This window comes from Vibrio sp. 10N.261.55.A7, from assembly GCF_002877365.1.
Classification (GTDB): Bacteria; Pseudomonadota; Gammaproteobacteria; order Enterobacterales; family Vibrionaceae; genus Vibrio.
Map to the genome: position 1 here is coordinate 12,158 of NZ_MCWZ01000277.1, position 24,226 is coordinate 36,383.

21 protein-coding genes are annotated in these 24,226 nt (G+C 43.3%); 10 read left to right on the top strand and 11 right to left on the bottom strand.

From position 1 onward, the window contains the following. Window positions 1–57: 57 nt before the first annotated feature. Entirely contained in the window at window positions 58–1,284 is a 1,227-nt protein-coding gene (gene gltS / locus BCU12_RS12445) for a sodium/glutamate symporter (protein ID WP_102404567.1), read from the bottom strand. Between the two features lie 709 nt (window positions 1,285–1,993). Between gltS and BCU12_RS12450 the strand changes: the two genes are divergently transcribed. The 5 genes from BCU12_RS12450 to sstT all read left to right on the top strand — a co-directional run bounded on the left by BCU12_RS12450 (window position 1,994) and on the right by sstT (window position 6,127). After that, window positions 1,994–2,914: a DUF368 domain-containing protein gene (locus tag BCU12_RS12450; protein ID WP_102404568.1), complete on the top strand. Its 921-nt coding sequence runs from the start codon at window positions 1,994–1,996 to the stop codon at window positions 2,912–2,914. 125 nt (window positions 2,915–3,039) lie between these two features. Then, window positions 3,040–3,471 carry a hypothetical protein gene (locus BCU12_RS12455; RefSeq protein ID WP_102404569.1) on the top strand — a complete coding sequence of 144 codons (432 nt, stop codon included), beginning with the start codon at window positions 3,040–3,042 and terminating at the stop codon, window positions 3,469–3,471. After that, window positions 3,468–4,070, top strand: coding sequence for an SCO family protein (locus BCU12_RS12460; protein WP_102404570.1), 603 nt, complete (start codon window positions 3,468–3,470; stop codon window positions 4,068–4,070). The genes BCU12_RS12455 and BCU12_RS12460 overlap by 4 nt, the downstream gene beginning before the upstream one ends. A 28-nt stretch (window positions 4,071–4,098) precedes the next feature. Next, entirely contained in the window at window positions 4,099–4,611 is a 513-nt protein-coding gene (locus BCU12_RS12465; protein ID WP_102404571.1) for a copper chaperone PCu(A)C, read from the top strand. Between the two features lie 301 nt (window positions 4,612–4,912). Beyond that, complete coding sequence (gene sstT, locus BCU12_RS12470; RefSeq protein WP_102404572.1) at window positions 4,913–6,127, top strand: serine/threonine transporter SstT; 1,215 nt, start codon at window positions 4,913–4,915, stop codon at window positions 6,125–6,127. Window positions 6,128–6,246: 119 nt separating this feature from the next. Here sstT and BCU12_RS12475 read toward each other — a convergent pair whose 3' ends face one another. The 3 genes from BCU12_RS12475 to BCU12_RS12485 all read right to left on the bottom strand — a co-directional run bounded on the left by BCU12_RS12475 (window position 6,247) and on the right by BCU12_RS12485 (window position 9,005). Continuing rightward, a complete protein-coding gene (locus tag BCU12_RS12475; RefSeq protein WP_102404573.1) occupies window positions 6,247–7,401 on the bottom strand; it encodes a tetratricopeptide repeat protein in 1,155 nt (384 codons plus the stop codon). A 231-nt stretch (window positions 7,402–7,632) separates the two neighbouring features. Then, on the bottom strand, window positions 7,633–8,148 hold the full coding sequence (locus BCU12_RS12480; RefSeq protein WP_102404574.1) for a polymer-forming cytoskeletal protein: 516 nt from the start codon (window positions 8,146–8,148) through the stop codon (window positions 7,633–7,635). After that, entirely contained in the window at window positions 8,052–9,005 is a 954-nt protein-coding gene (locus BCU12_RS12485) for a M23 family metallopeptidase (RefSeq protein WP_102404575.1), read from the bottom strand. The genes BCU12_RS12480 and BCU12_RS12485 overlap by 97 nt, the downstream gene beginning before the upstream one ends. A 273-nt stretch (window positions 9,006–9,278) precedes the next feature. Between BCU12_RS12485 and BCU12_RS12490 the strand changes: the two genes are divergently transcribed. After that, the gene (locus BCU12_RS12490) at window positions 9,279–9,983 is read left to right on the top strand and encodes a DUF445 domain-containing protein (protein ID WP_102404576.1); all 705 of its coding nucleotides are present in this window, start codon (window positions 9,279–9,281) and stop codon (window positions 9,981–9,983) included. 74 nt (window positions 9,984–10,057) lie between these two features. Here BCU12_RS12490 and BCU12_RS12495 read toward each other — a convergent pair whose 3' ends face one another. The 6 genes from BCU12_RS12495 to BCU12_RS12520 all read right to left on the bottom strand — a co-directional run bounded on the left by BCU12_RS12495 (window position 10,058) and on the right by BCU12_RS12520 (window position 17,584). Next, on the bottom strand, window positions 10,058–10,534 hold the full coding sequence (locus tag BCU12_RS12495; protein ID WP_102404577.1) for an Lrp/AsnC ligand binding domain-containing protein: 477 nt from the start codon (window positions 10,532–10,534) through the stop codon (window positions 10,058–10,060). Between the two features lie 94 nt (window positions 10,535–10,628). After that, complete coding sequence (locus BCU12_RS12500; RefSeq protein WP_102404578.1) at window positions 10,629–10,859, bottom strand: hypothetical protein; 231 nt, start codon at window positions 10,857–10,859, stop codon at window positions 10,629–10,631. Window positions 10,860–11,144: 285 nt separating this feature from the next. Beyond that, window positions 11,145–12,635 carry a sodium/proline symporter PutP gene (gene putP, locus BCU12_RS12505; RefSeq protein ID WP_102404579.1) on the bottom strand — a complete coding sequence of 497 codons (1,491 nt, stop codon included), beginning with the start codon at window positions 12,633–12,635 and terminating at the stop codon, window positions 11,145–11,147. Between the two features lie 68 nt (window positions 12,636–12,703). Then, a complete protein-coding gene (locus tag BCU12_RS12510; RefSeq protein ID WP_102404580.1) occupies window positions 12,704–13,402 on the bottom strand; it encodes a 1-pyrroline-5-carboxylate dehydrogenase in 699 nt (232 codons plus the stop codon). An 11-nt stretch (window positions 13,403–13,413) separates the two neighbouring features. After that, window positions 13,414–16,572 (bottom strand): bifunctional proline dehydrogenase/L-glutamate gamma-semialdehyde dehydrogenase PutA, encoded by a 3,159-nt coding sequence (putA, locus tag BCU12_RS12515; RefSeq protein WP_102404581.1) that lies wholly within the window; start codon window positions 16,570–16,572, stop codon window positions 13,414–13,416. Window positions 16,573–16,756: 184 nt separating this feature from the next. Then, window positions 16,757–17,584: an AraC family transcriptional regulator gene (locus BCU12_RS12520; RefSeq protein WP_102404582.1), complete on the bottom strand. Its 828-nt coding sequence runs from the start codon at window positions 17,582–17,584 to the stop codon at window positions 16,757–16,759. Window positions 17,585–18,009: 425 nt separating this feature from the next. Between BCU12_RS12520 and BCU12_RS12525 the strand changes: the two genes are divergently transcribed. Next, a complete protein-coding gene (locus tag BCU12_RS12525; protein WP_102404583.1) occupies window positions 18,010–19,113 on the top strand; it encodes a PEGA domain-containing protein in 1,104 nt (367 codons plus the stop codon). Between the two features lie 138 nt (window positions 19,114–19,251). Beyond that, window positions 19,252–21,075, top strand: coding sequence for an SUMF1/EgtB/PvdO family nonheme iron enzyme (locus tag BCU12_RS12530; protein ID WP_102404584.1), 1,824 nt, complete (start codon window positions 19,252–19,254; stop codon window positions 21,073–21,075). A gap of 119 nt (window positions 21,076–21,194) precedes the next feature. Here the strand turns inward: BCU12_RS12530 and pdxH are convergent, their stop codons facing one another. Continuing rightward, on the bottom strand, window positions 21,195–21,830 hold the full coding sequence (pdxH, locus tag BCU12_RS12535; RefSeq protein ID WP_102404585.1) for a pyridoxamine 5'-phosphate oxidase: 636 nt from the start codon (window positions 21,828–21,830) through the stop codon (window positions 21,195–21,197). A gap of 243 nt (window positions 21,831–22,073) precedes the next feature. Here pdxH and BCU12_RS12540 point away from each other — a divergent pair, with 243 nt between their 5' ends. Beyond that, window positions 22,074–23,465, top strand: coding sequence for an HlyD family type I secretion periplasmic adaptor subunit (locus BCU12_RS12540; protein ID WP_102404586.1), 1,392 nt, complete (start codon window positions 22,074–22,076; stop codon window positions 23,463–23,465). A gap of 91 nt (window positions 23,466–23,556) precedes the next feature. Beyond that, on the top strand, window positions 23,557–24,222 hold the full coding sequence (locus BCU12_RS12545; RefSeq protein WP_102404587.1) for a transglutaminase-like cysteine peptidase: 666 nt from the start codon (window positions 23,557–23,559) through the stop codon (window positions 24,220–24,222). The last annotated feature ends 4 nt before the right edge of the window (window positions 24,223–24,226 follow it).

Consider the following 24,226-nt stretch of genomic DNA (forward strand, 5'->3'; position numbering starts at 1 on the left):
GGCCAACCTAAAATCGGGTTGGCCTTTTCTAGTAAGCATTGGCGTATTTAAGCGCTTCTATCCAATAAAACTGATGTAACTTTGAAGAATAATCAGATTAACAATATCAATGAAAAATGCGCCGACAATGGGCACCACCATAAACGCCTGTGGTGAAGGGCCGTATTTATTCACCAGCGAGCCCATATTCATCACGGCTGTGGGCGTCGCCCCTAAACCAAACCCACAGTGTCCGCCAGAGATGACTGCAGCGTCGTAGTTCGACCCCATCATCTTGAAAGTGACAAAGTAGGCGAACAAGCCCAGTATCACCGATTGAACCGTTAATATAATGAGAAATGGTATCGCGAGATCGAAAATATTCCATAGTTTTAGACTCATTAAAGCCATCGCTAAAAACAGAGAGAGCGATACCGTACCTAGTATATCGACCGTCTCGGTATCTATTTTGTGTGTCTTGGTCACTTCTAATACATTCGTAATGAACACACCGATGAACAGAGCGTAGACAAAATCAGGGATCATTAGCCAGTCTATGTTGAATGTACTGACCCACTGTTCAAGATACTTAGCTCCGGTCACACAGATCAATAACGTAAACAGAACTTCAATCACTTTCTTTGCTGTTACTTTATCTTCTTCATATTCATTGTATGTCACTAACTCCGGGAAGCGCTCATGGGTATGTATCCCTGTCCCATATTGAGATTCGAAGCCGTGTTTGGAAATGAGTTTTTGTGCAACAGGACTGCCGATGATGCCACCAATGATCAAGCCAAATGTGGCAGATGCCATGGCAATCTCAAGCGTATTTGGCAAACCAAAACTCTCAGAAAACGTTTGAGACCACGCCGCCCCGGTTCCATGACCACCTGAAAGCGTGATAGAGCCTGCGATCAAGCCCATTAAAGGGTCAAGCCCCAACACGGTCGCTAAACTCACGCCCACACCATTTTGTATAACAATGTAGATTGACGCTATCGCCAAAAAGATGAAGACCTTAGCGCCACCTTTCATCAACTGAGTGTAATTAGCCGCTAAACCAACAGTACTAAAAAACATCAGCATAAATGTATTTTGGAGTGGCAAAGAAAACGTCAAGTCAACGCCATTGAAATGCATAATCGTAATGACAATAGCAACGATCAACCCACCAACAATAGGCTCAGGTATGTTGAATTTTCTTAGAACGGGTAGTTTGTTATTAACGAAATGACCTAGAAATAAAACGCTAATCGCGATTAGGAAAGATTCTAGTGGCCCAACTGAAATTAAATGATTCATATAACCTCTTTCGTTGTTTCAACCATCTTCCATAATAGTATGAACAGTGTGTGATGTTGCTTCTCTCTGTGAATATTAACATCGATGACTTCGTCTATTTTAGTTGATCTTTTAACAGACCATCAGCTAAAAGCCGAAACGAATCGTTGAGAAGCGAATGTTTATTACGGTAAATTTCCAGTAAGTTTCAAGAAAAGGGGCGCATTATGCAGTAATTGGTCGATATTTGTCGAGGTTAGTTCACTGTTTTAATCGTCATTTAATCATTAATCTGATGTACGTCATTTAAATCAGCACTATTTTTCCAAAAAAAATGGCCAACCGCAAAGGTGCGATTGGCCGATATATAGTGTGAACAAAATATTCACTAACAACGTCAGTTGGCTAGGTGACCCTCGGCTTAAGAAGGGTCATTACTTTATATGCAGTTAGTGTGCCAACATGTTACATCCAATTTTTGAGTGTTTGGATCGCAGTTTTTGCGGTTTTTAGGCATAAAACTATACGTTATTTGCATTTCGCATTCGCAAATTGCAACAAAAAGCAAATTGCTATTCCATTAATTGCTTATTAACAGGATTAATAATACGAGAATTCATTAGAGTAAAAACTCAGCATCTAGATGCCGCTGCAAGTACTACGTTTTTTTCATACATTTCCATACCAAGAGTTTGTATACTGCTCCCAACATTTACTACATGACCAAAACATGAACTATTTCAAAATATTCCTTAAAGGCATGGCAATGGGAGCCGCTGATGTCGTCCCAGGCGTATCCGGTGGCACTATCGCATTCATTACTGGCATCTACGACACACTTCTAGAAAGTATCCGCCGCATTAATCCCTCAGTGTTACGCATATGGAAACAGCAAGGTTTTTCAGCCGCATTTTCTCACATTAATGGCCTATTTTTGATTGCTCTGTTCGGTGGTGTATTAACCAGTATTGCAACACTCGCTAAACTCATTTCTTGGCTGCTGGTCACGCACCCAATTCCTCTGTGGTCATTCTTCTTTGGCTTAATCTTGGTGTCGATTTTTCACATCCTCAAACAAATCGAACAGCGCTCACTGTCTCGCTTGGTGTTTCTCATTCTTGGGGTAGCCTTTGCTTATAGCATCACTGTTCTTAATCCCTTGCAGCTTGAAGTCACCAACGTAAATATTGTTTTGGCTGGTGCGATTGCTATTTGTGCCATGATTCTACCGGGCATTTCGGGTAGCTTCATATTGCTCCTAATTGGCATGTACTCACCGGTACTTACAGCGGTTAAAGCGGCGCAAATCGATGTTCTTCTGCTGTTTTTAACAGGATGCGTTGTTGGGTTACTGTGTTTCTCGCACTTGTTATCACGACTATTGAACTCGTTCCGAGACTTCACGTTGATCTTCTTAACAGGGCTGATGATAGGTACCTTGCCTAAGATTTGGCCTTGGAAAGAAACTCTTTCCTGGAGAACTAATTCAAGTGGAGAACAAGTACCGTTAGTTGAGCAAAATCTATCTCCGTTTCAGTTCGAAGCAGTGACCTCTGAGCCTGCACAGTTAGTGCTTTCTATTGTCATGATGTTATGCGCAATTGGCTTAGTCCTTGGCCTAGAGAAATTTGCTGACAAAGACAACACCTAATCCTCCTACTATGCGGAGTTAACCTAACTCCGCATGATTGTTAGCACATTTTTATAATTGTCTTAATAATCATATTTCTAAGCGTGCTAGTATCCTAGTCTCATCAAAAACTGATATGGATTCTTATGCATCCTGTATTAAAAGTCGCGGCTGTCATCACCGCACTCGTTATTGGTTTTTTTGCCAATGATCTTCGCCAACTCGCATCCCCCTCTTCTAATGAATCCATCGCATTAGAAGATTATTGTTTTGTTTCAACGAAGCCTTGTGAGCAAGATACTGTCACGATGACGTTAGACACCGATAACGCTCAACCACTAATTCCAGCAACAATCACCGTTAACTGGAAAGGCGCTCAGTCTGAAACACTCATGCTCGATCTTAAAGGTGTTGAGATGGATATGGGTACTGTCAAATATGTATTAAAACCCGTGCAAGATAATCAATTCCAAGCAGAGATTATTCTGCCGATTTGTACCTCGCATGAAATGACTTGGATAGGCACTTTAACAGATGGTCAACAAACTGTATTTCCAGCAATAAGGATTGAACGATGAGCAAAAACTGGTCCCTACTACTCGTCATCGCTTTTGTCTTTGGCATTGCGATTAACAGTTATATAACTGAGCAATCAAACGTAGAAAAGACGCCATCGAACAGCGTAGAAAAAGAAAGCAACCCAACATTCTTCGGTAAAGAAGGAAGCCCCGTTGATGTCTTTGATCAGACGGATACACGAGTCAGAGTGATCTACTTTGGTTTTACTCGTTGCCCAGATGTATGCCCAACCTCTTTAGCCATGCTGGCCGGGGCTTTGAACGAGCTGGATGACAAAACACTGGCGCAAATTCGTCCTATGTTCATTTCTATCGATCCAGAACGAGATCAAGCGGCGACGTCTCATCAATACGCGCAATACTTTCACCCTATGATCGAAGGCTTATCAGCACCACTTGACGTGACAACTAAGGTTGCCCATCAGTATGGGGTGATATTTAGAAAAACCGAATTAGAGAACTCGGAGCTCGGTTACACAGTCGATCACAGCTCTTATTTTTACTTCACCAAACCTGATGGGACATTAATTACGAAAGTTCCCCATACGCTATCTCCAGCGCCTTTGGTAGAAGCAATCAACCAATTACAAAACCAATAATGAACGCCCAGTAAAAAGGAATTGTTCCATGACACTCTTAAAATCTCTCCTTGTTTGCAGCCTAATCGCCAGCCCGTTGGCCTTTATTTCCACCAGCTCTGCATCTTCAGATTCGAATAACCATAGTTCACACGATGCCCATGCTCACGAGGTGAACATAATGGCTCATCACCCTTACGCTCGCGCAACACCGCCAGGTGCAGTCAATAGCGCTGTGTTTGCTCACCTAATGAACAACTCGACAGTCGATCAGGTGATCGTTAGCGCATCGACTAGTGTTGCTGGTAAGGTGGAATTGCATGATGTTGTAATGGATGGTGACGTAATGAAAATGCGTCAGATTTCTCAACTCGTTGTTCCAGCAGAAGGGATGCTCGAACTCAAACCCGGTGGTTTACACATTATGTTGTTTGATCTAAGCAAGCCACTGGTTGAAGGGGAATCCATTGATGTTGAGTTCACCCTAGAGTCGGGCGACAAGTACTCCTTTACTGCGCCGATCAAAAAGGTGATGGCGGGTATAAAACACAAACATCACTAAGGCTCAGCACTGCACGGTGCCACAGTGCTCTAACATATCTATAAGGAAGCAACATTGCTTCCTTTTTTCTTCCTTGCTTTCCATTGATACCCATTAAGGCAACCTTCAAAGAAACAATGACAAAAACCAATCACACAACCTAAAAAGGTGTAAAATTTTGCATACTTAACAAAAATGCAATTTATTATCCCAAATTTTAATTGCATATAGACATAAACCACGCCTCATATATCATTGCCGCGATACACACAGTAAACCCCATAATTACAACTCCACATACCTATTCACTACAGGGATGATTATGCAAAGCAACAATATTTTTGCCCGTTTCGCCAGAGGTAATCTGGTTCTACAAATTCTAGCTGGTATCGTTTTCGGTGTCCTTTTAGCCACAATTTCTCCGGAAACAGCGATAAGTGCAGGCTTATTAGGTAGTCTATTCGTCGGCGCTTTGAAAGCTGTCGCTCCAATATTGGTTTTCATTTTGGTTGCGGCGTCTATCGCTAACCAGAAGAAGAATCAACACACTCACATGCGTCCAATCATTACTCTTTATCTGATTGGTACACTAACTGCGGCGCTAACAGCGGTTGTACTCAGCTTCATGTTCCCAACGACTCTGACACTTGTTGAAGGAGCGGCAGGCGCAACACCTCCTCAAGGGATTGCTGAAGTACTGAACACATTGCTGTTCAAAGTAGTTGATAACCCAGTGAGTGCTCTCATGAATGCCAACTACATCGGTATTTTGGCTTGGGCTATTGGCTTGGGTATTGCGCTGCACCATGCATCTTCAACGACCAAAGCGGTATTCGAAGACTTGAGTCACGGCGTTTCTCAAATCGTGCGCTTTATCATTCGCCTTGCACCATTCGGTATCTTCGGCCTTGTGTCAGTAACGTTTGCAACAACAGGCTTTGAAGCGTTGGCGAGCTACGCTCAATTGGTATTGGTTTTATTAAGTGCAATGCTTTTCATTGCTCTGATTGTGAACCCAATCATCGTATACGTTAAGACGAAAGAGAACCCGTACCCACTGGTTCTACAATGTTTACGTGAAAGTGGCGTTACTGCTTTCTTCACACGTTCAAGCGCAGCAAACATCCCAGTGAACATGGCGTTATGTGAAAAACTAAAACTTGACGAAGATACGTACTCTGTATCGATCCCATTAGGTGCAACGATTAACATGGCTGGCGCAGCGATTACAATCACTGTTCTGACGCTTGCAGCCGTGCACACCGTTGGTATTGAAGTGGATCTGTTCACCGCGCTTTTGCTTAGCGTTGTCGCAGCTGTGTCAGCATGTGGCGCTTCTGGCGTTGCGGGTGGCTCTTTACTGTTAATCCCATTAGCATGTGGACTGTTCGGTATTCCTAACGAAGTCGCGATGCAGGTTGTGGCTGTTGGCTTTATTATTGGTGTTATTCAAGATTCAGCAGAAACGGCACTGAATAGTTCTACCGATGTCGTATTTACTGCTGCAGTTTGCAAAGCGGAACAAAAAAACGCTTAACGAGACTGTGTAACGCTTTTTGATAGCAACGGCTATTGGAATTTGAAGCAGAAAAAGCCCGACCTGTTGTTCACAGGTCGGGCTTTTCATTGCCATAAGGGTTATCCATTCAAAATAACTCAGTGATTCGGTTTATCTATCTGGTTTTGTGAATAATCAAAAGCAGCATTACCCGACTCATTTGTTTTAATCTCTTGCACTTCGCTAACCAATGCTTGCGTCAATTCGGTCATCTCTTCAGCTAGCTTATCACTTGGCTTCGCCACTTTTTCAGGAATAAACACATCCCGTTTATAAAGCTTATTCAATGCCTTAATGATCGAGTGTTTACCTACCTTGTTGGCTGAAATCTTTTGTATCAATGGCTTAGCTAATGACTGTAATCCCACGACCGAATCAACACCGATATTTCCCCCAACTTTATCTCTCAAACTCTTAGCTGGTTCATAACCAAAGTGGGCAGAAAGAAATAGCCAAATGTACGCGATGGCATTGCCCGTTTTACTTCTATCAATCCAGGCTTCACCTGCATGATACATGGACTGGGAGTGCCCTTTTTCTGCCGCTCTTTCAAGCCAGTAACAGCCTTTGCTGTGATTCTGTTCGACACCAATACCGTTTAAATAATTCAACCCTAACTTCATTCGACCTTCTAAACTATGCAGTTTGGAGGCTTTGTTATACCAGTGGTTTGAATCTTCAGGGGAAGGCATTGGGTTGCTTGCCGCCGTACACCAATCACCTAAGAAAAGAATGGCAGGAAGGTAATTCTCCTCCGCTGCGGTATGGGTCATCTCAAGTGCTTTATCCATATTCACAGAGGTGCCTTGCCCTTTAAGCAAAGCCATCCCCATCTCAAACTTAGATTTCGTGTCTCCCTCAATCGCAGCGATACAAGTCTGCCAAAACTTGGATTTTTCTTTCAAAATAACGTCTTCACGCATTTTCTGGCTGATTCGAACCACACCATACATGCCCGTTACATTGTCTAACTCCGCGGCTTTGTTATACCAATACAAAGCCTCTTTGACGCTGGTTCTCTCCGCTTCTTTTGCTAGAAACAGGATAGTGGGAACATGGCCGTTCTCTGCCTTACTCAAGCGCTCTTGCTTTTCCAATAGGCGTGCTTTTTCTAACGCTTTACGATAAGCAGACTCACGCTGTTTTCTATCTTCTTCAAGGCGCTTTCGACGAAGCGACAGTGACAGCATCCAAAGGAATGCCAAAATTAATGATAAACCGGTTGCGCCAATCGCAATCCCAATAATACTCATACGTTGAATTCTTTAATCATGATTGCTTTGTTATCGGTCGTTAGAAAAAAAAATTGAGTGATACTCATAAAACTGACTGTCTCTAACTCAAGTATATGTGACTCTAACTGAAACAGCCCTGAAAGTGGGCTTGCCACTAAAGTAACATAAAGTCGTTTGTTAAAGGCTCTTTCAATAAAAAACCCCGCAAAAATGCGAGGTTTCGGTAGGTTTAGGTATTTAAAGTAAAAATTACTTGGCGTTGCTCACTTGGCGAGCATTTTCAGCTATTTTTTTTTCAGCCAATTTCTTATCTGCAAGCTTCTTTTCTGCCATCTTATTTTCAACAACCTTACTTTCAACAACATTGTTGTCGACCGAACTCTTAGCGTTGTTTAATTCTACGACCTGTTGTTCTGGCGTTGCATGAGTCACACCGGTAAATTTTCCGCCAGATTGAATACTTAAGTTATCACTGTAGATAGTCCCTACAACGCTTCCTCGAGCAAGAATTTCAATCGTCTCTGCATGACAAGTGCCTTCGAACTTGCCGTTGACAAGAACACGTTCGGCATACACTTCGCCACTCACAATGCCAGTTTCGCTGATGGTGAGTGTATGATCTGATTTGATTTCACCATCAACAGCACCATCTATCTGTAGATTGCTTTCTAACCTGAGTTGCCCTTCGATCGAGCAGCCTTTTGCGATGATAGTTGTAGCTGACTGCTGACTCTTAGCTCGACCTTGTTTACTAAAGATTCCCATCGGATACCTCTTACTTTACTGAATATGGTCTCAAAATCATCCACTCCCCAATCGACAAAGGGTCTAGGATCTAATGCACGACCAACAAATCTAACTTCATAATGCAAATGCGGACCAGATGACAACCCGCTATTTCCTGAATGAGCAATTAAGTCCCCTTTCTGGACGAAATCACCACTTTTCACTAAAAACTTATTCAAGTGTGAATATGAACTGGTAAAGCCATAACTGTGTTGCAACCGAAGGAAATTGCCTGATCCCTTGTTACTCGCTCTTGTGACTTCTACTACCCCATCCGCTGGCGCATAGACTGGCGTACCTGTGTTCACAGCAAAATCTTGTCCCCGATGTGTTTTTACTACACCTGTGACTGGGTGTATTCTCTTTCCATATCCTGACGAAATTCTCGCATTATGAACAGGAGGACCGCTCGGAATCTGAGTCAACATCACCATTCTAACCGAAGATGTAATAGCCGCGGTGTCAAGACGTGACTCAATTTCACCTTCGGCCTCAAGATCACTCATGCCAAGTACTTTCTCTAGGTCGCCCAGTCGATCGGAAACTGAATTCATTCGCTCTTCACGAACCAACAAATCACTCTCTAAGCTCAGTTTGAGCTCTTGAAGTGAAGAGACTTCCTCAGTCAAAGACATTGACTGAGTCTCAAGTTCTCTTTGCTTCAATTTTGCGAAATCGACTTCATCGATTAAGTGGTAGATCACTCCGGCAGTGACGACAACCGCAATCAACGAGAAATAGCCTAACCCTTTAAGAAAATGACGAAGCCATTTCCCAAAATGAAAATGTCGAGTTCCGTGAATCGACGAAACTGAAACTATTACTCTCTCTTCCATACTTCCATCAGTTTCATTGCACTAAAAAATTATCGGGATTCTAGCAAACATGTTCGCTTAACAAAACAAAGTCCTGTTTGTGATTACATCAATCTCACACCTTGAATGCTAACTATGTGACTCACTACCAGTCTATCTTTACACTTATATGACAATAAGCATTTCTAAAATCTAGCTTTTTCCCTAACTTCCATGCAATTTCAATTTAATCTCTTTTTTAATTGAAAAAGATCTCTTAATATCGCCCCACTGTCCTTTTATTTACCTATTATTATGAACAAGAGCTTACTCACCAATATCCTTGCCCTGATCGTGTTAATTGCGGGCTACAGCTTTGACAACACCCTCATATTTTGTGCGGGTCTTTTTGCCTTCTCTGGCGCTGTCACCAACTGGTTAGCCGTTCACATGTTGTTCGAAAAAGTACCGGGCCTATATGGCTCAGGCATTATTCCAGCACGCTTCGAAGAATTTAAAGCCGCAATAAAAACGCTTATGATGGAACAGTTCTTCACAGAGCAGAATATTGACCGATTCTTAAACAAAGAGATGGCAGGAGAAAAAACACTCAACCTCGAACCTATACTCGAAAAAGTAGACTTCAACCCGACCTTCGATTCTTTGGTTAACGTTATCGCAAACTCGTCATTTGGCGGCATGCTCGCAATGGTGGGAGGCACAGAAGCGCTCGTGCCATTGAAAGAACCGTTTGTAGAGAAAATGCAAGAAGCCGTTGTTGAAATAAGCCAAAGTGACTCAGTGAAGCAAGCTATTAAAGAGCAGTTTGAAAGTCCTGAAATGATGGGTGAAATCACAGCCAACATTGAGAACATCATTGATCAAAGATTGAACGAATTAACACCAGCATTAGTCAAATCCATGGTTCAGACCATGATTAAAACGCATTTAGGCTGGCTCGTTGTATGGGGTGGTGTCTTTGGCGGCCTAATTGGTGTTGTCTCATCGCTGGTTCTGTAAAGAAACGACAAGAACAAATAGGATCTTAAACGAGAAAAGAAAATACTCAGTTTTTCTTTTCTCGTGTTCTCATTTTACAGAGTAGACAGCAGTTCCGGATTAACACCAAAACCACATTTATGCTCTTCAATCACAACTTCACTTCTCGTTTGAATGACACCCGGCAGGGTTCCTAGCTTGCTAGACATAAAGATCTGATAAGCTTTCATGTCTTTAACCCGTACTTTAATCATCGTGTCAAAATCCCCAGACAGCGAATAGCACTCCTCAATTTCAGGCATCTCAGAGACAGCGTCTGCAAATTTTTCAAAAATAGAAAAGCTGGTTTGATCAAGCCGAATATGAATGAAGACTTGTACATCCAAGCCCAATTTTTCCGGGTTGAGCTCAGCGTGGTAACCATTGATATAGCCCTCTTTCTCTAATCTTTTGACGCGATCAGAGCAAGGAGAGGTTGTCAGGTTTACTTGTTTGGCGAGTTCCACCATAGATAAACGCCCTTGGAGATGGAGCGTTCTTAGAATTTCACGGTCGATTCGGTCTAGGTCCATTGTTCATGCACATCAATCATACGTATGATTGATGATAACCTAAGTATCCGGTGTTGACGTTAAACTCTGTTTCTATCAGTAAAGAGAGCGTGGATTAGATCACTCTTATGTCTGAAAAGTTCGTTTCAGTCAGCGTTGAACGACTATTGCAGTCGCGACAGAAACCTTGTTTTTCCATTTTTACGTAGTGATCGCCTTGAAATAGGCTAGTGAATAAGGCCTGGATTGATTGAATAGCCGATGGCTGTTTTTCTGTCTGACAACGTTTCATCACCACTTTGTGGTGAGTGGGTTTGCGGCAACAGTGGCAGTAGACCTTCGACATTTCATTTCTCCAAACGATAATAGGGTTATTGATAATTGACATATTCTGTATGTGCAAGTTCCAATGACCCAAACTTTAGTTTGAAAAACGTGAGCGAAGTTCAAAAAGAAGTTCAGCTTTTTCAAAAATAGCAACTAGCAAAGTGACTGGGTCTCAAATCTAATACAACAATGTCCTGCCAAAAGCAGGACATTGCGAATAGTAAGACCTCTTAAGAAACACTTCGTCAGAGGACAGTCATCGTTTATTCAAATGATGACTTTAATCGAACGCTTTCGACGACGATCACTCTAATTCTTGTAGTTTCTTCTCAAAATCCGAGTGTAACTGAGCAACTTCTTCCTCAGGCTCACCGGTCATTAAGCTAACAACAACAATGCTGATCGTAGACAAAATGATTCCTGGTACGATTTCATACAGATCGAAGATGCCGCCAGACAGCTGTTTCCATACTACGATGGTAACGCCACCAATAATGATACCAGCAAGCGCGCCGTTTCTATTCATGCGTCCCCAGTACAAGCTAAGTACAACTGCAGGACCAAATGCCGCACCGAAACCAGCCCATGCATAAGATACAAGGTCGAGTACTGAGCTATCAGGACTCATCGCAAGAGCAAGTGCAACCAGAGATATACCAATTACAGCAATACGGCCGATGCGAACGACATCTTCTGAACTCGCTTCTTTATTAATGATTTGCTTATAGAAATCTTCAGCCAGTGCAGATGACGACACAAGCAGCTGAGAATCGGCAGTACTCATGATCGCCGCTAAGATAGCAGCCAACAGCATACCCGCAATCACAGGGTGGAAAATAGCATTAACAAGCAGCATAAAGATTGTCTCGCCATCTGCCAACTCACCCGCTGGAGAGTTTGTAACGTACACAAGACCGACTAAACCGACAAGTAACGCACCAATCATCGATAGCGCCGTCCAGAAAACAGCAATTCGACGTGCCGTCGTGAGATCTTTGTTCGAGCGAGTTGCTTTAAAACGCGCCAAAATATGAGGCTGACCGAAGTAACCTAGACCCCATGCCACTAGAGAAATGATCGCAATCGCAGATAAAGGCTCACCCTTTGTGTCATTCCATAGCGTCAGTAACTCAGGGTTGATGCTGCTCAGGTCGCTCGTCAATTGGCCAAGTCCACCTTGCATCGCGGCCACCGGAACAATCATTAGTGCCGCCGCCATCAGTAAACCTTGAACTAAATCTGTCCATGATACGGCTAGGAAGCCACCAAATAAGGTGTACGAAACCACACAAATTGTGCCTATAACAACGGCAATGGTGTAATCAAGACCAAAGACTGTTTCAAACAATTTTCCGCCCGCAACCAAGCCTGAACTTGTATAGAAAAGGAAGAAAAGCAAAATGAAAAACGCAGAAATCGTTTGAATCATTTTAGATTTATCATTGAATCGTCTTGATAGAAATTCAGGAAGGGTCAATGCGTCGGTTGTGATGCTGTAGGTTCTTAGACGTTTAGCGTTGATGTACCAGTTCGCCCAAGTACCAATGAGCAGTCCACCTGCCAACCATACTGCTTCAATACCTGCTGCATACGCATAGCCAGGCAAGCCAAGCAATAACCAACCACTCATGTCAGACGCGCCAGCGGAAAGCGCAGCAGGCCAAGGCCCTAGTGAACGTCCTCCCAGAAAGTAATCCGTTGAGTTCTTCGTTCTCTGATACGCAATGATACCAATTGCCATCATCATGATCAGATACGCAATAAAGGTGGTTGTAATAGCAAAGCTATTTTCCATGTGTTGTTCCTCTGTTTAAAAATATTCTTCCATGATTGCCCCACTCCCGTAGGGCAGTATAGGAATGACTAGTGAGCATCACTTCCAAGCTCAAGCAGAGTGGCGTTTCCACCCACTGCAGTTATATTTATGGTTCTTGTTCTCTCAGTAATAAAACGCAAGCATAAAGCAGGGTCTTGCGTGTTTGTTAGCTGAGCTAAATCAGTTTCTGATGTCAGTAGGACAATCGCGCCATCTTTCGCCACTAGCTGACGGTTAATGGCAACTTCAGTGTCAATGGTGCCGACATAACCAACACTGCGAACATTCGTTTCAAGTAGAGGCATGTACGCGTCCAACGATTCAAATTGCAATGCGCCATGTGGCAAAGAAGCCTCTTGAGACGCAGTTTCTAGCAGTGAAATAAGCTCGACATCATCACTGCATAAGATGACCGTATTTCCAGCAAGAAGAGACGTCGTCAACTGTGCAACAATGGCCAATCGCGATGTCGCCACATCACTGTCTTGTATCAACAAAGCCACGCCACGACCCGACGTATACAGCTCATTGGTTTCACCTGTTGGGCCAACCAATTGATGAGTATGATTTAACATCGTATCGGTGTGCGTCATGTGGAACTTAATCACAGAAGCAAGAGACGGTATGGTCTCTTCAACTTTGTTCAATATGGCGAGTAGACACTCATTTCTTTTTGAATAAGATTCTAAGTTCCAACTTTCCCAAACGGCATAAGAGTCAGAAAAGCGAGTAATTTGATTCATCATTGTCCTTTCTCCTAAGCCTGAATGGCCGTTAGTTGTAATCGCGAAAAGCGGTAAAGATAGTGAGGGCCACCCGCTTTAGGGCCAGTTCCAGACAAGCCTTGCCCACCGAATGGCTGAACACCGACCACCGCACCAACTTGATCGCGGTTGATGTAGCAGTTACCGACTCGAGCATGTTTCTCAATCCAACGGTACGTGGTTTCATTTCGGCTGTGAATGCCCATCGTTAGACCAAATCCAGTGTCGTTAATCTGCTCAACAACCCGTGTTAGTTCCGATGCTTTGTAGCGGATGATATGCAAAATAGGGCCGAAATGTTCCTGATCCAAAACGGAAATATCGCTAATTTCGAACGCACTTGGAGGAACAAAGTCACCATGCTCACAGCTTTCATCTAAATTCAGTTGCGCCACTTTCTTTGTTGTCGCCGTCATATGTTCAATATGAGAAAGAAGCTTCTGTTTAGCCGTTTCGTCAATGACGGGCCCGACATCTGTGCTGTGTAAGTAAGGGGCACCAACACTCAATTCATTCATCGCACCTTGAATCAACGCAATGATTCGGTCTGCGATATCTTCTTGCACAAAGAGGACTCTTAATGCAGAGCAACGCTGGCCAGCAGACGCAAAAGCAGAGCGAACCACATCGCGAACCACTTGTTCAGGCAACGCCGTGCTGTCAACAATCATGCTATTCTGGCCACCCGTTTCAGCAATGAATGGAACAGGCGCTTGTGTTCTAGAAGCCAACGATCTATTGATATGTTGCGCGGTCAACGTTGAACCAGTAAACGCCACGCCTGCAATGGCTGGGTGTGTTGTTAGGGCTGCTCCGATTTCCGCGCCTTTACCAGGCAGTAATTGAATAGCTCCTTTAGCAAAACCAGCTTGATGCATCAGCTCAACGGCTTTTGCAGCAATTAAACTCGTTTGCTCTGCGGGTTTCGCAACAACGGTATTTCCGGCCACTAAGGCCGCTGTGATTTGGCCTAAGAAAATCGCCAGAGGGAAATTCCATGGGCTAATACAAACAAATACCCCTAACCCTTCACGAGAAGCCATTTGCGGTTTTCCATCGAAGCCCTGTATCTCCGTTGGCCCCAATGTTTCAATTTGCTTCGCGTAGTAACGACAAAAGTCGACCGCTTCACGCACTTCATCGATACCGTCATGAATTGTCTTACCTGCTTCTTGATGGCAAATAGCCACCAATTCTGCCAAGTTTTCTTCAAGCAGATCAGCAAGCGTATTAAGCGATTTAGATCGTTCACTGATAGCAGTTTGATTCCACTCAATAAACGACGACTGTGCCGCTTCAATCGCTTGTGAAGCCTGTTCCAACGTAGCGAACGTAACTCGACCTACGTCAATACGGCGATCGTAAGGAGCTGTCACTGTCAATATTTCAGAGTTCTCAGCTATTTTACTGACGTCAGATTGAGCAAGTTCAGGAGTAAAATACAATTTCTCGCCATTTAGAATCGGGCCGGCATGCCACTGCTTTTTCATGAAAGAATCGACCTGCTCCTCAAATGGTGTCGCTTCACTTTCAATATCGATGTTCACACCAGCAGAGTTCTTTCTTTCCGGAAATACATCACTTGCCAATGGAATACTCTGATTATTCAAAGAGGCATGAGCGGTTAGCATATCGACAGGGTGCTGCGTTAACGTATCAACGGGACAGCGAGCATCGACCAAGCGATGAACAAATGAACTATTGGCACCGTTCTCGAGTAATCGACGAACCAAGTAAGGCAGAAGATCTTTATGGCTACCGACAGGAGCGTAGATTCTGACTGGTTGGCCAAACGCCTCTTTAGCGTGGTTGTACAGTGAATCTCCCATTCCATGTAGGCGTTGAAACTCGAACTGATCATGCGTCGACATGACCGAAATGGCCGTTACTGTATGGGCATTATGACTAGCAAACTGCGGAAATATATGACCTTTCACGTGCTCACTCAGTAAGAATCGAGCACACGCTAAGTAAGCAACATCCGTCGCTTCTTTGCGGGTATACACAGGATAATTGGCGAAACCACCTTGTTGAGACAGTTTGATTTCAGTATCCCAATACGCTCCTTTCACCAAGCGCAGTGGAATTTGATCGCCTTGCTCTTTTGCCAGTCCAGCTAACCAACCCAATACAGCTAACGCTCGCTTTTGGTACGCTTGAACAACGAGACCCAGTTTTCCCCAGCCTTGTACTTTTTCGCTGCGGTACATTTTTTCGAACAGGCGCAAAGAAAGCTCTAAACGATCCGCCTCTTCCGCATCAATGGTGATCGCTACGTTGAGCTCTATCGCTCTATCAAGCAGTTCCATCACTGTTGCGTATAACTCTTCCAAGACACGTTTCGAGTTGGCGACTTCATATCTTGGATGCAGTGCTGATAGCTTAATCGATACAGACGACAACGGTCCATTCGATTGATTTTTAGCCTGACGCCCCACAGACTCAATGGCCATGAGGTAGCTCTTAAAGTACTTGTTGGCGTCGGCTGTCGTTAGCGCCGCTTCGCCTAGCATGTCGTAAGAATAGCTGTAGCCTTTATTGACTAAAGGTGCACCGTTCTTCTGAGCTTGATCAATACTGCGACCAAGAACAAACTGGTGGCCCATGATCTTCATCGCCTGATTCATTGCTTGACGAATAACAGGCTCAGAAAGCTTATTAACCAGTCGATTCATTGCTTGAGAAGGGCTATTCGACTCTTTTTCAGATAAGCCGATCACTTTTCCAGTGAGCATCAAGCCCCATGTAGACGCATTGACGAATACTGAATCTGAGTTTTTGAGGTGAGATCGCCAATCTGCAACGCTGAGCTTGTCTTTGATTAATGCATCAGCTGTGGCGCTATCTGGAATTCGCATCAGTGCTTCTGCAAGACACATCAGCAAAATACCTTCATGTGTGTCCAGACTGTATTCAAGAAGCAAAGCATCGATCATCTGAATCGACGTTTTATCAGCACGTATCGCTTCGATTAGCTGAGTAGTCTTACTCTCAATCAGCCGTTTTTCATCATCTGAAGAAGTCGCAAGGGGCAATAATTGCTCCAGCCATTGTGATTCGTCCACCATATACAGTGGCGAGATTTGTGCCCATAAGGCATCAAGTGGCTGATCCACAAACTCTGCTTTCAACACATTAGTCGCTGTAAACATGGTTTTCCTCAATCTCACACCTAAAGAGAATCTCTAGGTTTCCTACCATGGCTGGCAGTGTATTTTGAGGCCGAGTTGATTACTTGTCAAAAACTCCGAGTTATTTGCTGTATTCTACGATCATTAACAGAAGTTAAACAAAGTCACGATAAATTAGACAACTGATTATGCCGGAAATCATCAATCACTTAACATTATGTGTTTTTTTGTAATGCCTTGGTGACATACCTAATAGGCGAGAAAATGCGTGAGTAAAGGTACTCTGAGAGGAAAAGCCAGTGAATTCAGCTACTTGACCTAACGTATACTGACCTTTCTCGATCAATGATTTTGCAAAGTCTATACGTTTTCCCAGCACATACTGATGCGGAGTAATACCCATCTGCGATTTGAACAGATGATGAAAATGGCTTTCTGCAAGGAAAACACTGCCTGCCAACTGCGCTACGGTAATTTTTCGACTCAAGTGCTGTTCAATATAGCGATCAATGGCATCAAGAGAAAAACGCGACTCTTTCTTTGATGGTTCATAATTCAGCATATGTCGTTGAAGAAGTGCAATAACCGTATCGTTGCATGCGCGGCTCAGTAACAAGTCATCAGGGCTGGCTTGCATTTCAACACTCAACATTTGAATGAGTTTTTGTATCGAGCCATCTAACTGGAAATAGGTATCTTCTAGTGCGAGTTGATTCAGTTTTTGTAAAATAAGCGGGTCGTCATTTTTTGGAGGAGGCATGTTGAGAACCAAGATATCAGAGCCACCAATAACGCCACCAAAAGCATGATCATTTCCAGAAGTCACAACGCAGCCTTGACCAGGTCCAACTAAGTTACCTTTCCCAGACACCTCAAACTCAACTGTCCCTTTTAGGCCGATCACAATCTGAGTGTATTGATGATCATGGCAGTCCATGAATGATGGCAAAGTAACCAGTTCAGCGGGTTTGGGTGACAAAAGATTGGCTCTTTCATCGGTTCCTTTGTTTATTGGCTTACTCATATCTGACATTTTCAACGACCTACGGATTTCAGAATTCGCATGTTACAGCAAAATACCCGGGCTTAATAACTCTCTTGAATAACTTCAAATCATGTAAAATCACACTCATATGCGCATGAACACATTGTTGAAAAGTTCGCCACTTCTAAAAAATGAATAATGATCAAGCGCACATTAATTACGGTTAACCAGCTTTCAATCGAAATAGATGGACGCTGCATCAAATTATGGACTTGCATATTTTAAGATAAAGACCAAAATGGACGATGCATGACATAAAATCTATAGAACACATTTTTTATCAACTTGTTATTGATAAATTATACGTGTAAATAGAAAGAATATTTAGAATATGAGACGACCTTGAACGTCGTCAAAAGTTTGTCTTTTCCACTGGTTAAGTGGGTTAACACGTCAATTTGTTGCAGGGACCTATGATAAAACGTCGAATCCCAGCGCTCTTGCTTGCGCTAAGCCCTTTTTGGGTGTCTCTATCGGTGAATGCGGAAGAAACCAACCAGGTTGATCCGGTTGCAGCTATCGATGAGAAAATCAATATTAAGCAAAACGAACTCGCTACTATTGCTTCAGAATTTGAGACTGAAGGAGGGAAACTTCAGCAGCTTAAAAATGAACAAGCTCGATTAACGCGTGATGAGAAAGAACTCAATGCTAAGCGTAACAGAGCGAAGTCAGCACTGGATAAGCAATATAGCCGCCTCCTTGAAGATCCAGAAACCGATCTCGTCTCTTTCCAAAAGAAATACCAAGAGTCGTGGGCTGCTGTAAAACAAAATCAGGCTGATGATCTTGAAAATAGCCAAGCTATCACTGAAGCAGAAATGCGCCTTTCTCAAGTTAAACAGAGACAAGCTCGCCTAAACACTGAGTTTTCAAACTTAAAAGAACTTCGAGTTGAAGCCCGTGTGAAACGAATTCAATCGGAATTGCGTGAGAGTGACGTGCTTGAAACAAGCTATAAGACAACGTGCTCTACAACCATGACACTGGGTGAATGTGCCAACCAAGGCAGCCACCTAACTAAGCAAAAAGCTGTTAAATCTTTCAGAGCAAAACTGCTTGGCAACCTTACAGAATCGGTTATCGCGAAACAGAATCTAAAAGGCGTTCAACTGAATATTCATATCCAAGAAAGCCAAGTTATTCGTAGCGGCTTCGAAGGAAACAATGAGTATTTCACGCAACTTCAAGCACAGCTTCAAGCGAAGCCTGAAGCTGTGGCTGCATGTAAACTGCTCGATGTTTCTCCTCGATACTGTTTACGTGGTGAAACAGCATCTACGCCAAAAAAGAACGATAAGAAATGGGCTAATGTAACTGTTCGTTCAGACCAATATAACGATTCTGTTGTCATCAACGGCGTTGATTATGGAAGCACTCCAGTCGAAGTCGTTCTTCCAAATGGTCGCCACCAAGTAAGCGTTTCAAAAAATGGATACGAAACATACAGCCGCGTACTTACTATCAATGGTAGTGATACCATCTGGGTAAAACTGCGTCCTAGCAAGGAGAGCTGATCGTTATGAAATAAGGCCTATGCCCATTTCTTGACGATGTAACACACACGCCATTTTCCCTAGGTTGTTCAATGTCACCCAAGGTAAGATGGCGCTTCTATTTAGAACAACTAGTTAATTTGATGAAGTAGGAAGATAATGCGACAAGGTTTACCCGCTCTCTTACTAGCACTCGCGCCAGGTTTGGTAGCAACATCGACGATTGCAGAAGACGCTCCAAAATCAGTACTTGCCGTTGATGATGCTTTGTTTACTAAGCATTCCGAACTGTCGAATGCTATGAAAGACAGAGACACACAGCAACAGGTTGTCGATACGCAGCAAAACGAGTTAAACAGGCTTAATAAGTTAGCTAAAAAACTTGATGAGGCGTTAAAAAAGTCTAAATCAAATTTAGAGCGTGATTATTCACGCATGATCGATGAGCCAGAGCTCGACCTTTCTTCATCACAGTCTGCCTACCAAAGTGCTTGGGCAGACGTGAAACAAAACCAAGTTCTACGCCTCGAAGCAGAACAAGGTCTTACCGAACAACAAAACAGTCTCACTCAGAAACAATCAAACGTCGATAATATCGAAGAGAGCATCACGCAACTGGATCACTCCAAACTACGGGCTCGTGCAGATCGATTGAAACTAGAACTGCAACAATCTGGTGAACAGAAAGTAAGTTTCACTAATGTTTGTGCCGCTTCTATGACGATCGCGCAGTGTGATAAACAAACCGTAGACTTAGCTCTACAAAAATCAGTTAAGCAATTTCAATCGTCACTCATCAGTGACACATCTGAACAGAACTTAGTCCAGCAAAACCTTGATAAAGTCTCTCTTAATATTCATGTGCTACGTCATAAAACGACTGACTCTGGATTTTATGATGGTAAGCGCTACCGTGTTCTTATGGATGTCCAGCTTGATGCTAGGCCAACTGAAGCGACAGCTTGTTCACTGTTAAATATTGATTCTCAATTCTGTTTCGCACCAGGCCAGTACAACGAATCTCAAGTAAAACAGAAAGAAACAGCGTGGGTTAACTTGATGGTACGCTCAAATCAATACAATGATCGAGTGACCGTTAACGGTGTGAACTATGGAAGCACTCCAGTTGAAATCATGTTGCCAGTAGGCGCACACATGGTCAAAGTATCGAAGGAAGGCTACAGCTCATTCAACCAAGAGCTCACCGTCAATTCAGACCACCAACTTCGAGCCGTACTTCACGAAAATCAAAATGAACTAAAAGCCGGACATATATTTGCGGATGCATTGAGTAATAACGCTTCAGCACCGAATCTAGTGACATTTTTGCCAGGCACATATCTAATTGGCGAGCATGGTTCTAAGCAAGTTCACCTTGATCATGCTTTCGCGATAGGAACCACACCGACGACGGTTCAACAATTTGAACACTTTATCGATAGCACCAATTACCAAACCGATGCAGAGCTGACTAAAGTATGCACGACGATCAAAAACTCTGAGATTACACCTATTTCAGACAGCTATTGGAGAAATCCAGGCTTCAAGCAATACATGAACTCGCCTGTCGTGTGTATGAGCCAAAATGATGCCAATGCCTATACCCGTTGGTTAAGCGAGCAAACGGGCTATACCTATCGTCTACCAACAGAAGACGAGTGGGAAATTGCGGCACTTGCAGGCGCAGAAACGAATTACTGGTGGGGTGATAAATTCCAACCCGGTGAAGCGAATACAGGCTGGAGTGGTACTCCATGGTCAAATACCAGCACTTCCCCAGTGAGTGCATTCCAGCCAAACAGCATGGGGCTGTATGACATGGTAGGTAACGTTTGGGAGTGGACAAACGACAAACGTGGTATGTCTAAAGGTGGCGCTTGGAGCTTCTCACCAGCTATGGCTTATGCACATGAACGGTTGTTCGTAGCACCTTCGTCAGCTTCAAACTATGTCGGTTTCAGAATTATTCGCGAAATAAACTAGTTAGATTAGGCAGGAAAAAGAAGCATCCGCCTTCCCTCACTAAATATAAAGCCGCTGTTCAAAGCGGCTTTATATTTAGTATTCCGTCAATCATATTTACACATTCATTGAGCGTGTACCTATGGCGCTAAACGATCTATTTCCCACTGGCCGTTCGGCTGAGAGAACAAGAAGCGATCGTGCAGTCGACGTTCACCACCTTGCCAAAACTCAATGGTTTCAGGTCTAATCCGGTAGCCTCCCCAAAAAGTGGGTACCGGTATTTCACCTTTCTCGAATTTCTTCTTGAGCTCTAAAAATTTTCCCTCTAAAACCCCTCTAGCAGAAATACGGCTACTCTGACGACTTGCTATCGCAGCAATTTGGCTATCCTTGGGGCGCGAAGTGAAATACTTCATATTTTCGACGGCGCTAAGCTTCTCTGCGGTACCAGTGATATGAACTTGACGTTCCATTGGGTGCCAGGGGAAATGAAGGCTAACCTTACTGTTTCCTTCGATTTGCTGTGCCTTACGGCTACCAAGGTTGGTGTAAAAAACAAACCCATTCTTGTCAGCATTTTTAAGCAGTACTATACGTTGAAAAGGTTGACCACTCTCATCCACTGTCGCTACCGTCATCGCGGTTGGATCGGTCATATTGGCATCAATGGCTTGCTGAAGCCAAATATTGAATTGCTCCACTGGATCTGGATTAAGATCACTGCGTCTTAGTCCATCTTTTGCGTACTCTCGACGAATTCCTGAAAGCTCCATTTCCACTCCTAATAATTTTTCTTAGATTGTGCTCTGATAGAACACAGAACTCAAGCCTACATTAGAAATTCAAGTCTGGTACATATATTGAAAAGAGAGCTAAACTCAATGATATGTCACAAAGCCAACGCTGTTTATTACCCAAAGCCAATACATTGCACTGATATTACTTATCAATAACTTAACATTTGGCCCAAGTAGTAATAAAATCAATAGAATAATAGCTAGGGTAAGGAAACACCTGTGAGCAAAAGTAGTTACGAAAAGCTCTCCCCGACAGAATTAGAATATGTCGACGATAAAACAGCAGCACTATTGCTCAATACACCCAGCAGTGCTCGGGTAATGCTGTGGGTCATGATCTTATTTTTTATCATTGCTATTGCTTGGTCATCATGGGCCGAAATAGACAAAGTGACCGTTGGGCAGGGTAAGGTCGTTCCCTCCTCGCAAGTCCAAGTGATTCAAAATTTGGAAGGTGGTTTGGTCAAACAAATCTTGGTTCGAGAAGGTGACATCGTCGAGCAAGGGCAGCAGCTATTGCTTATTGATGATACTCGCTTTCGTTCTGACTTTAGAGAACGAGAGCAGCAAGTCGCTAACTTAACCGCAAATGTACTCCAACTGTCGGCTTCAATGACGAGCGTTGTCATCAATGAAGAGTTCGATACCAGTAACTGGCGTGAAAACGTCACACTTAACTACGGAAAATTAGCATTTCCCCCTATTCTTGCAGAAACTCAACCTAAATTAGTTTCAAGGCAGATCGCCGAGTATCGTCAAGATCTCAATAAGCTCAGAAACCAAATATCGGTGATAGACCAGCAAGTCTCACAGAAACAGCAAGATCTCGTTGAGATCCAAGCTCGTGTGAAGAACCTACGCCAAAGCTATAACTTTGCACAAAAAGAGCTAGAGATCACCCGACCACTCGCAGACGAAGGTGTGGTTCCTCAGATTGAGTTACTCAAACTTCAAAGACAAGTCAACGATACTCGCCGTGAAATGACATCAAGTGAGCTAAAAGTGCCTGTACTACGGTCTGCTATCAGAGAATCTATGTTAAGCAGAATAGATACTGCGCAAAAATTCCGATCCGAGCAGCAGGAGAAACTTAATCAAGCTCAAGACAAGCTTTCATCCATTACTGAATCGACTGTCGGTCTTGAAGATAGGGTAAACCGAACCACCGTTGTTTCCCCAGTGAATGGAACAGTCAAAACACTGTACGTTAATACGGTCGGCGGAGTTATTCAGCCAGGTATGGATATTGTTGAAATAGTACCAGCAGAAGATACCCTACTAGTTGAAGCTCAAATTGCCCCACAAGATATCGCTTTCCTACGACCAGAATTAACCGCTATCGTTAAGTTTAGTGCTTATGACTTTACCAAGTACGGTGGACTAGAAGGAGCATTGGAACACATAAGCGCGGATACGACCCAAGATGAGGAAGGAAACAGCTACTACTTAGTTCGTGTTCGAACCAATGAAACCAGTTTAGGAAAGGAAGACACCTTGCCTATCATTCCTGGAATGACAGCTTCGGTTGACATTATTACGGGTAAGCGCACGGTGATGAACTATTTACTCAAACCGATACTCAGCGCACAGCAGAACGCTTTAAAAGAATAGATATCCACCGCTCTCAAAGGAATGGAGAAGACACACCCAAAATGCTCTATGTAAAGCCAATGTGCACCGACAAATTAATGTATTTATAACCATGCTTAAATACAGCCTTGCACTGTTGCTACTGCTTTTTTCAACATCAAACAGTGTTGCTCTAAATACTAAAGAGCAACAGTGGGTTGATGCCGTCAGTCGCACCTATGGTGGACGAGCAGGCCAACGCGTCGAAACTTGGCGCAAACAACTGGCTGTATTCAAAGGGCTTCCTGAGAAAGACCAGTTGACCGAAGTTAACCGATTTTTTAACCAGCTCAATTTTGTCAACGATATCCATTTATGGGGTAAAAAGGATTACTGGGCGACACCACTAGAGTTTTTAGGTAGCAATGCGGGTGACTGCGAAGATTTTACAATCGCCAAATATTTTTCCCTACTTGAGCTCGGTGTTTCAGACAAGAAACTGCGTTTAGTTTATGTTAAAGCGATAGAGTTAAATCAGTTTCATATGGTTCTCGCGTATTATTCAACACCGAGTGCCGAACCGGTGATCTTAGACAACATAAATGGCCAGATTAAACTCGCTTCACAAAGAAGAGATTTACTACCGATCTACAGTTTCAATGGTAAAAATCTATGGTTAATGAAATCGAAGCAAGGCCAGCTCGCTGGCAAATCCTCTCGCTTGAGCTTATGGAATGACCTAAGAGCAAGAGAACGATCACTAAAACTTAACAAACCAATTGTTAGTTACGATGAGTAAGCAA

What these genes read in the sequence shown, in the direction of transcription:
- gltS (WP_102404567.1), bottom strand. Translation starts at nt 1,284, where the DNA reads ATGAATCATTTAATTTCAGTTGGGCCACTAGAATCTTTCCTAATCGCG.
- BCU12_RS12450 (WP_102404568.1), top strand. Translation starts at nt 1,994, where the DNA reads ATGAACTATTTCAAAATATTCCTTAAAGGCATGGCAATGGGAGCCGCT.
- BCU12_RS12455 (WP_102404569.1), top strand. Translation starts at nt 3,040, where the DNA reads ATGCATCCTGTATTAAAAGTCGCGGCTGTCATCACCGCACTCGTTATT.
- BCU12_RS12460 (WP_102404570.1), top strand. Translation starts at nt 3,468, where the DNA reads ATGAGCAAAAACTGGTCCCTACTACTCGTCATCGCTTTTGTCTTTGGC.
- BCU12_RS12465 (WP_102404571.1), top strand. Translation starts at nt 4,099, where the DNA reads ATGACACTCTTAAAATCTCTCCTTGTTTGCAGCCTAATCGCCAGCCCG.
- sstT (WP_102404572.1), top strand. Translation starts at nt 4,913, where the DNA reads ATGCAAAGCAACAATATTTTTGCCCGTTTCGCCAGAGGTAATCTGGTT.
- BCU12_RS12475 (WP_102404573.1), bottom strand. Translation starts at nt 7,401, where the DNA reads ATGAGTATTATTGGGATTGCGATTGGCGCAACCGGTTTATCATTAATT.
- BCU12_RS12480 (WP_102404574.1), bottom strand. Translation starts at nt 8,148, where the DNA reads ATGGGAATCTTTAGTAAACAAGGTCGAGCTAAGAGTCAGCAGTCAGCT.
- BCU12_RS12485 (WP_102404575.1), bottom strand. Translation starts at nt 9,005, where the DNA reads ATGGAAGAGAGAGTAATAGTTTCAGTTTCGTCGATTCACGGAACTCGA.
- BCU12_RS12490 (WP_102404576.1), top strand. Translation starts at nt 9,279, where the DNA reads ATGAACAAGAGCTTACTCACCAATATCCTTGCCCTGATCGTGTTAATT.
- BCU12_RS12495 (WP_102404577.1), bottom strand. Translation starts at nt 10,534, where the DNA reads ATGGACCTAGACCGAATCGACCGTGAAATTCTAAGAACGCTCCATCTC.
- BCU12_RS12500 (WP_102404578.1), bottom strand. Translation starts at nt 10,859, where the DNA reads ATGTCGAAGGTCTACTGCCACTGTTGCCGCAAACCCACTCACCACAAA.
- putP (WP_102404579.1), bottom strand. Translation starts at nt 12,635, where the DNA reads ATGGAAAATAGCTTTGCTATTACAACCACCTTTATTGCGTATCTGATC.
- BCU12_RS12510 (WP_102404580.1), bottom strand. Translation starts at nt 13,402, where the DNA reads ATGATGAATCAAATTACTCGCTTTTCTGACTCTTATGCCGTTTGGGAA.
- putA (WP_102404581.1), bottom strand. Translation starts at nt 16,572, where the DNA reads ATGTTTACAGCGACTAATGTGTTGAAAGCAGAGTTTGTGGATCAGCCA.
- BCU12_RS12520 (WP_102404582.1), bottom strand. Translation starts at nt 17,584, where the DNA reads ATGTCAGATATGAGTAAGCCAATAAACAAAGGAACCGATGAAAGAGCC.
- BCU12_RS12525 (WP_102404583.1), top strand. Translation starts at nt 18,010, where the DNA reads ATGATAAAACGTCGAATCCCAGCGCTCTTGCTTGCGCTAAGCCCTTTT.
- BCU12_RS12530 (WP_102404584.1), top strand. Translation starts at nt 19,252, where the DNA reads ATGCGACAAGGTTTACCCGCTCTCTTACTAGCACTCGCGCCAGGTTTG.
- pdxH (WP_102404585.1), bottom strand. Translation starts at nt 21,830, where the DNA reads ATGGAGCTTTCAGGAATTCGTCGAGAGTACGCAAAAGATGGACTAAGA.
- BCU12_RS12545 (WP_102404587.1), top strand. Translation starts at nt 23,557, where the DNA reads ATGCTTAAATACAGCCTTGCACTGTTGCTACTGCTTTTTTCAACATCA.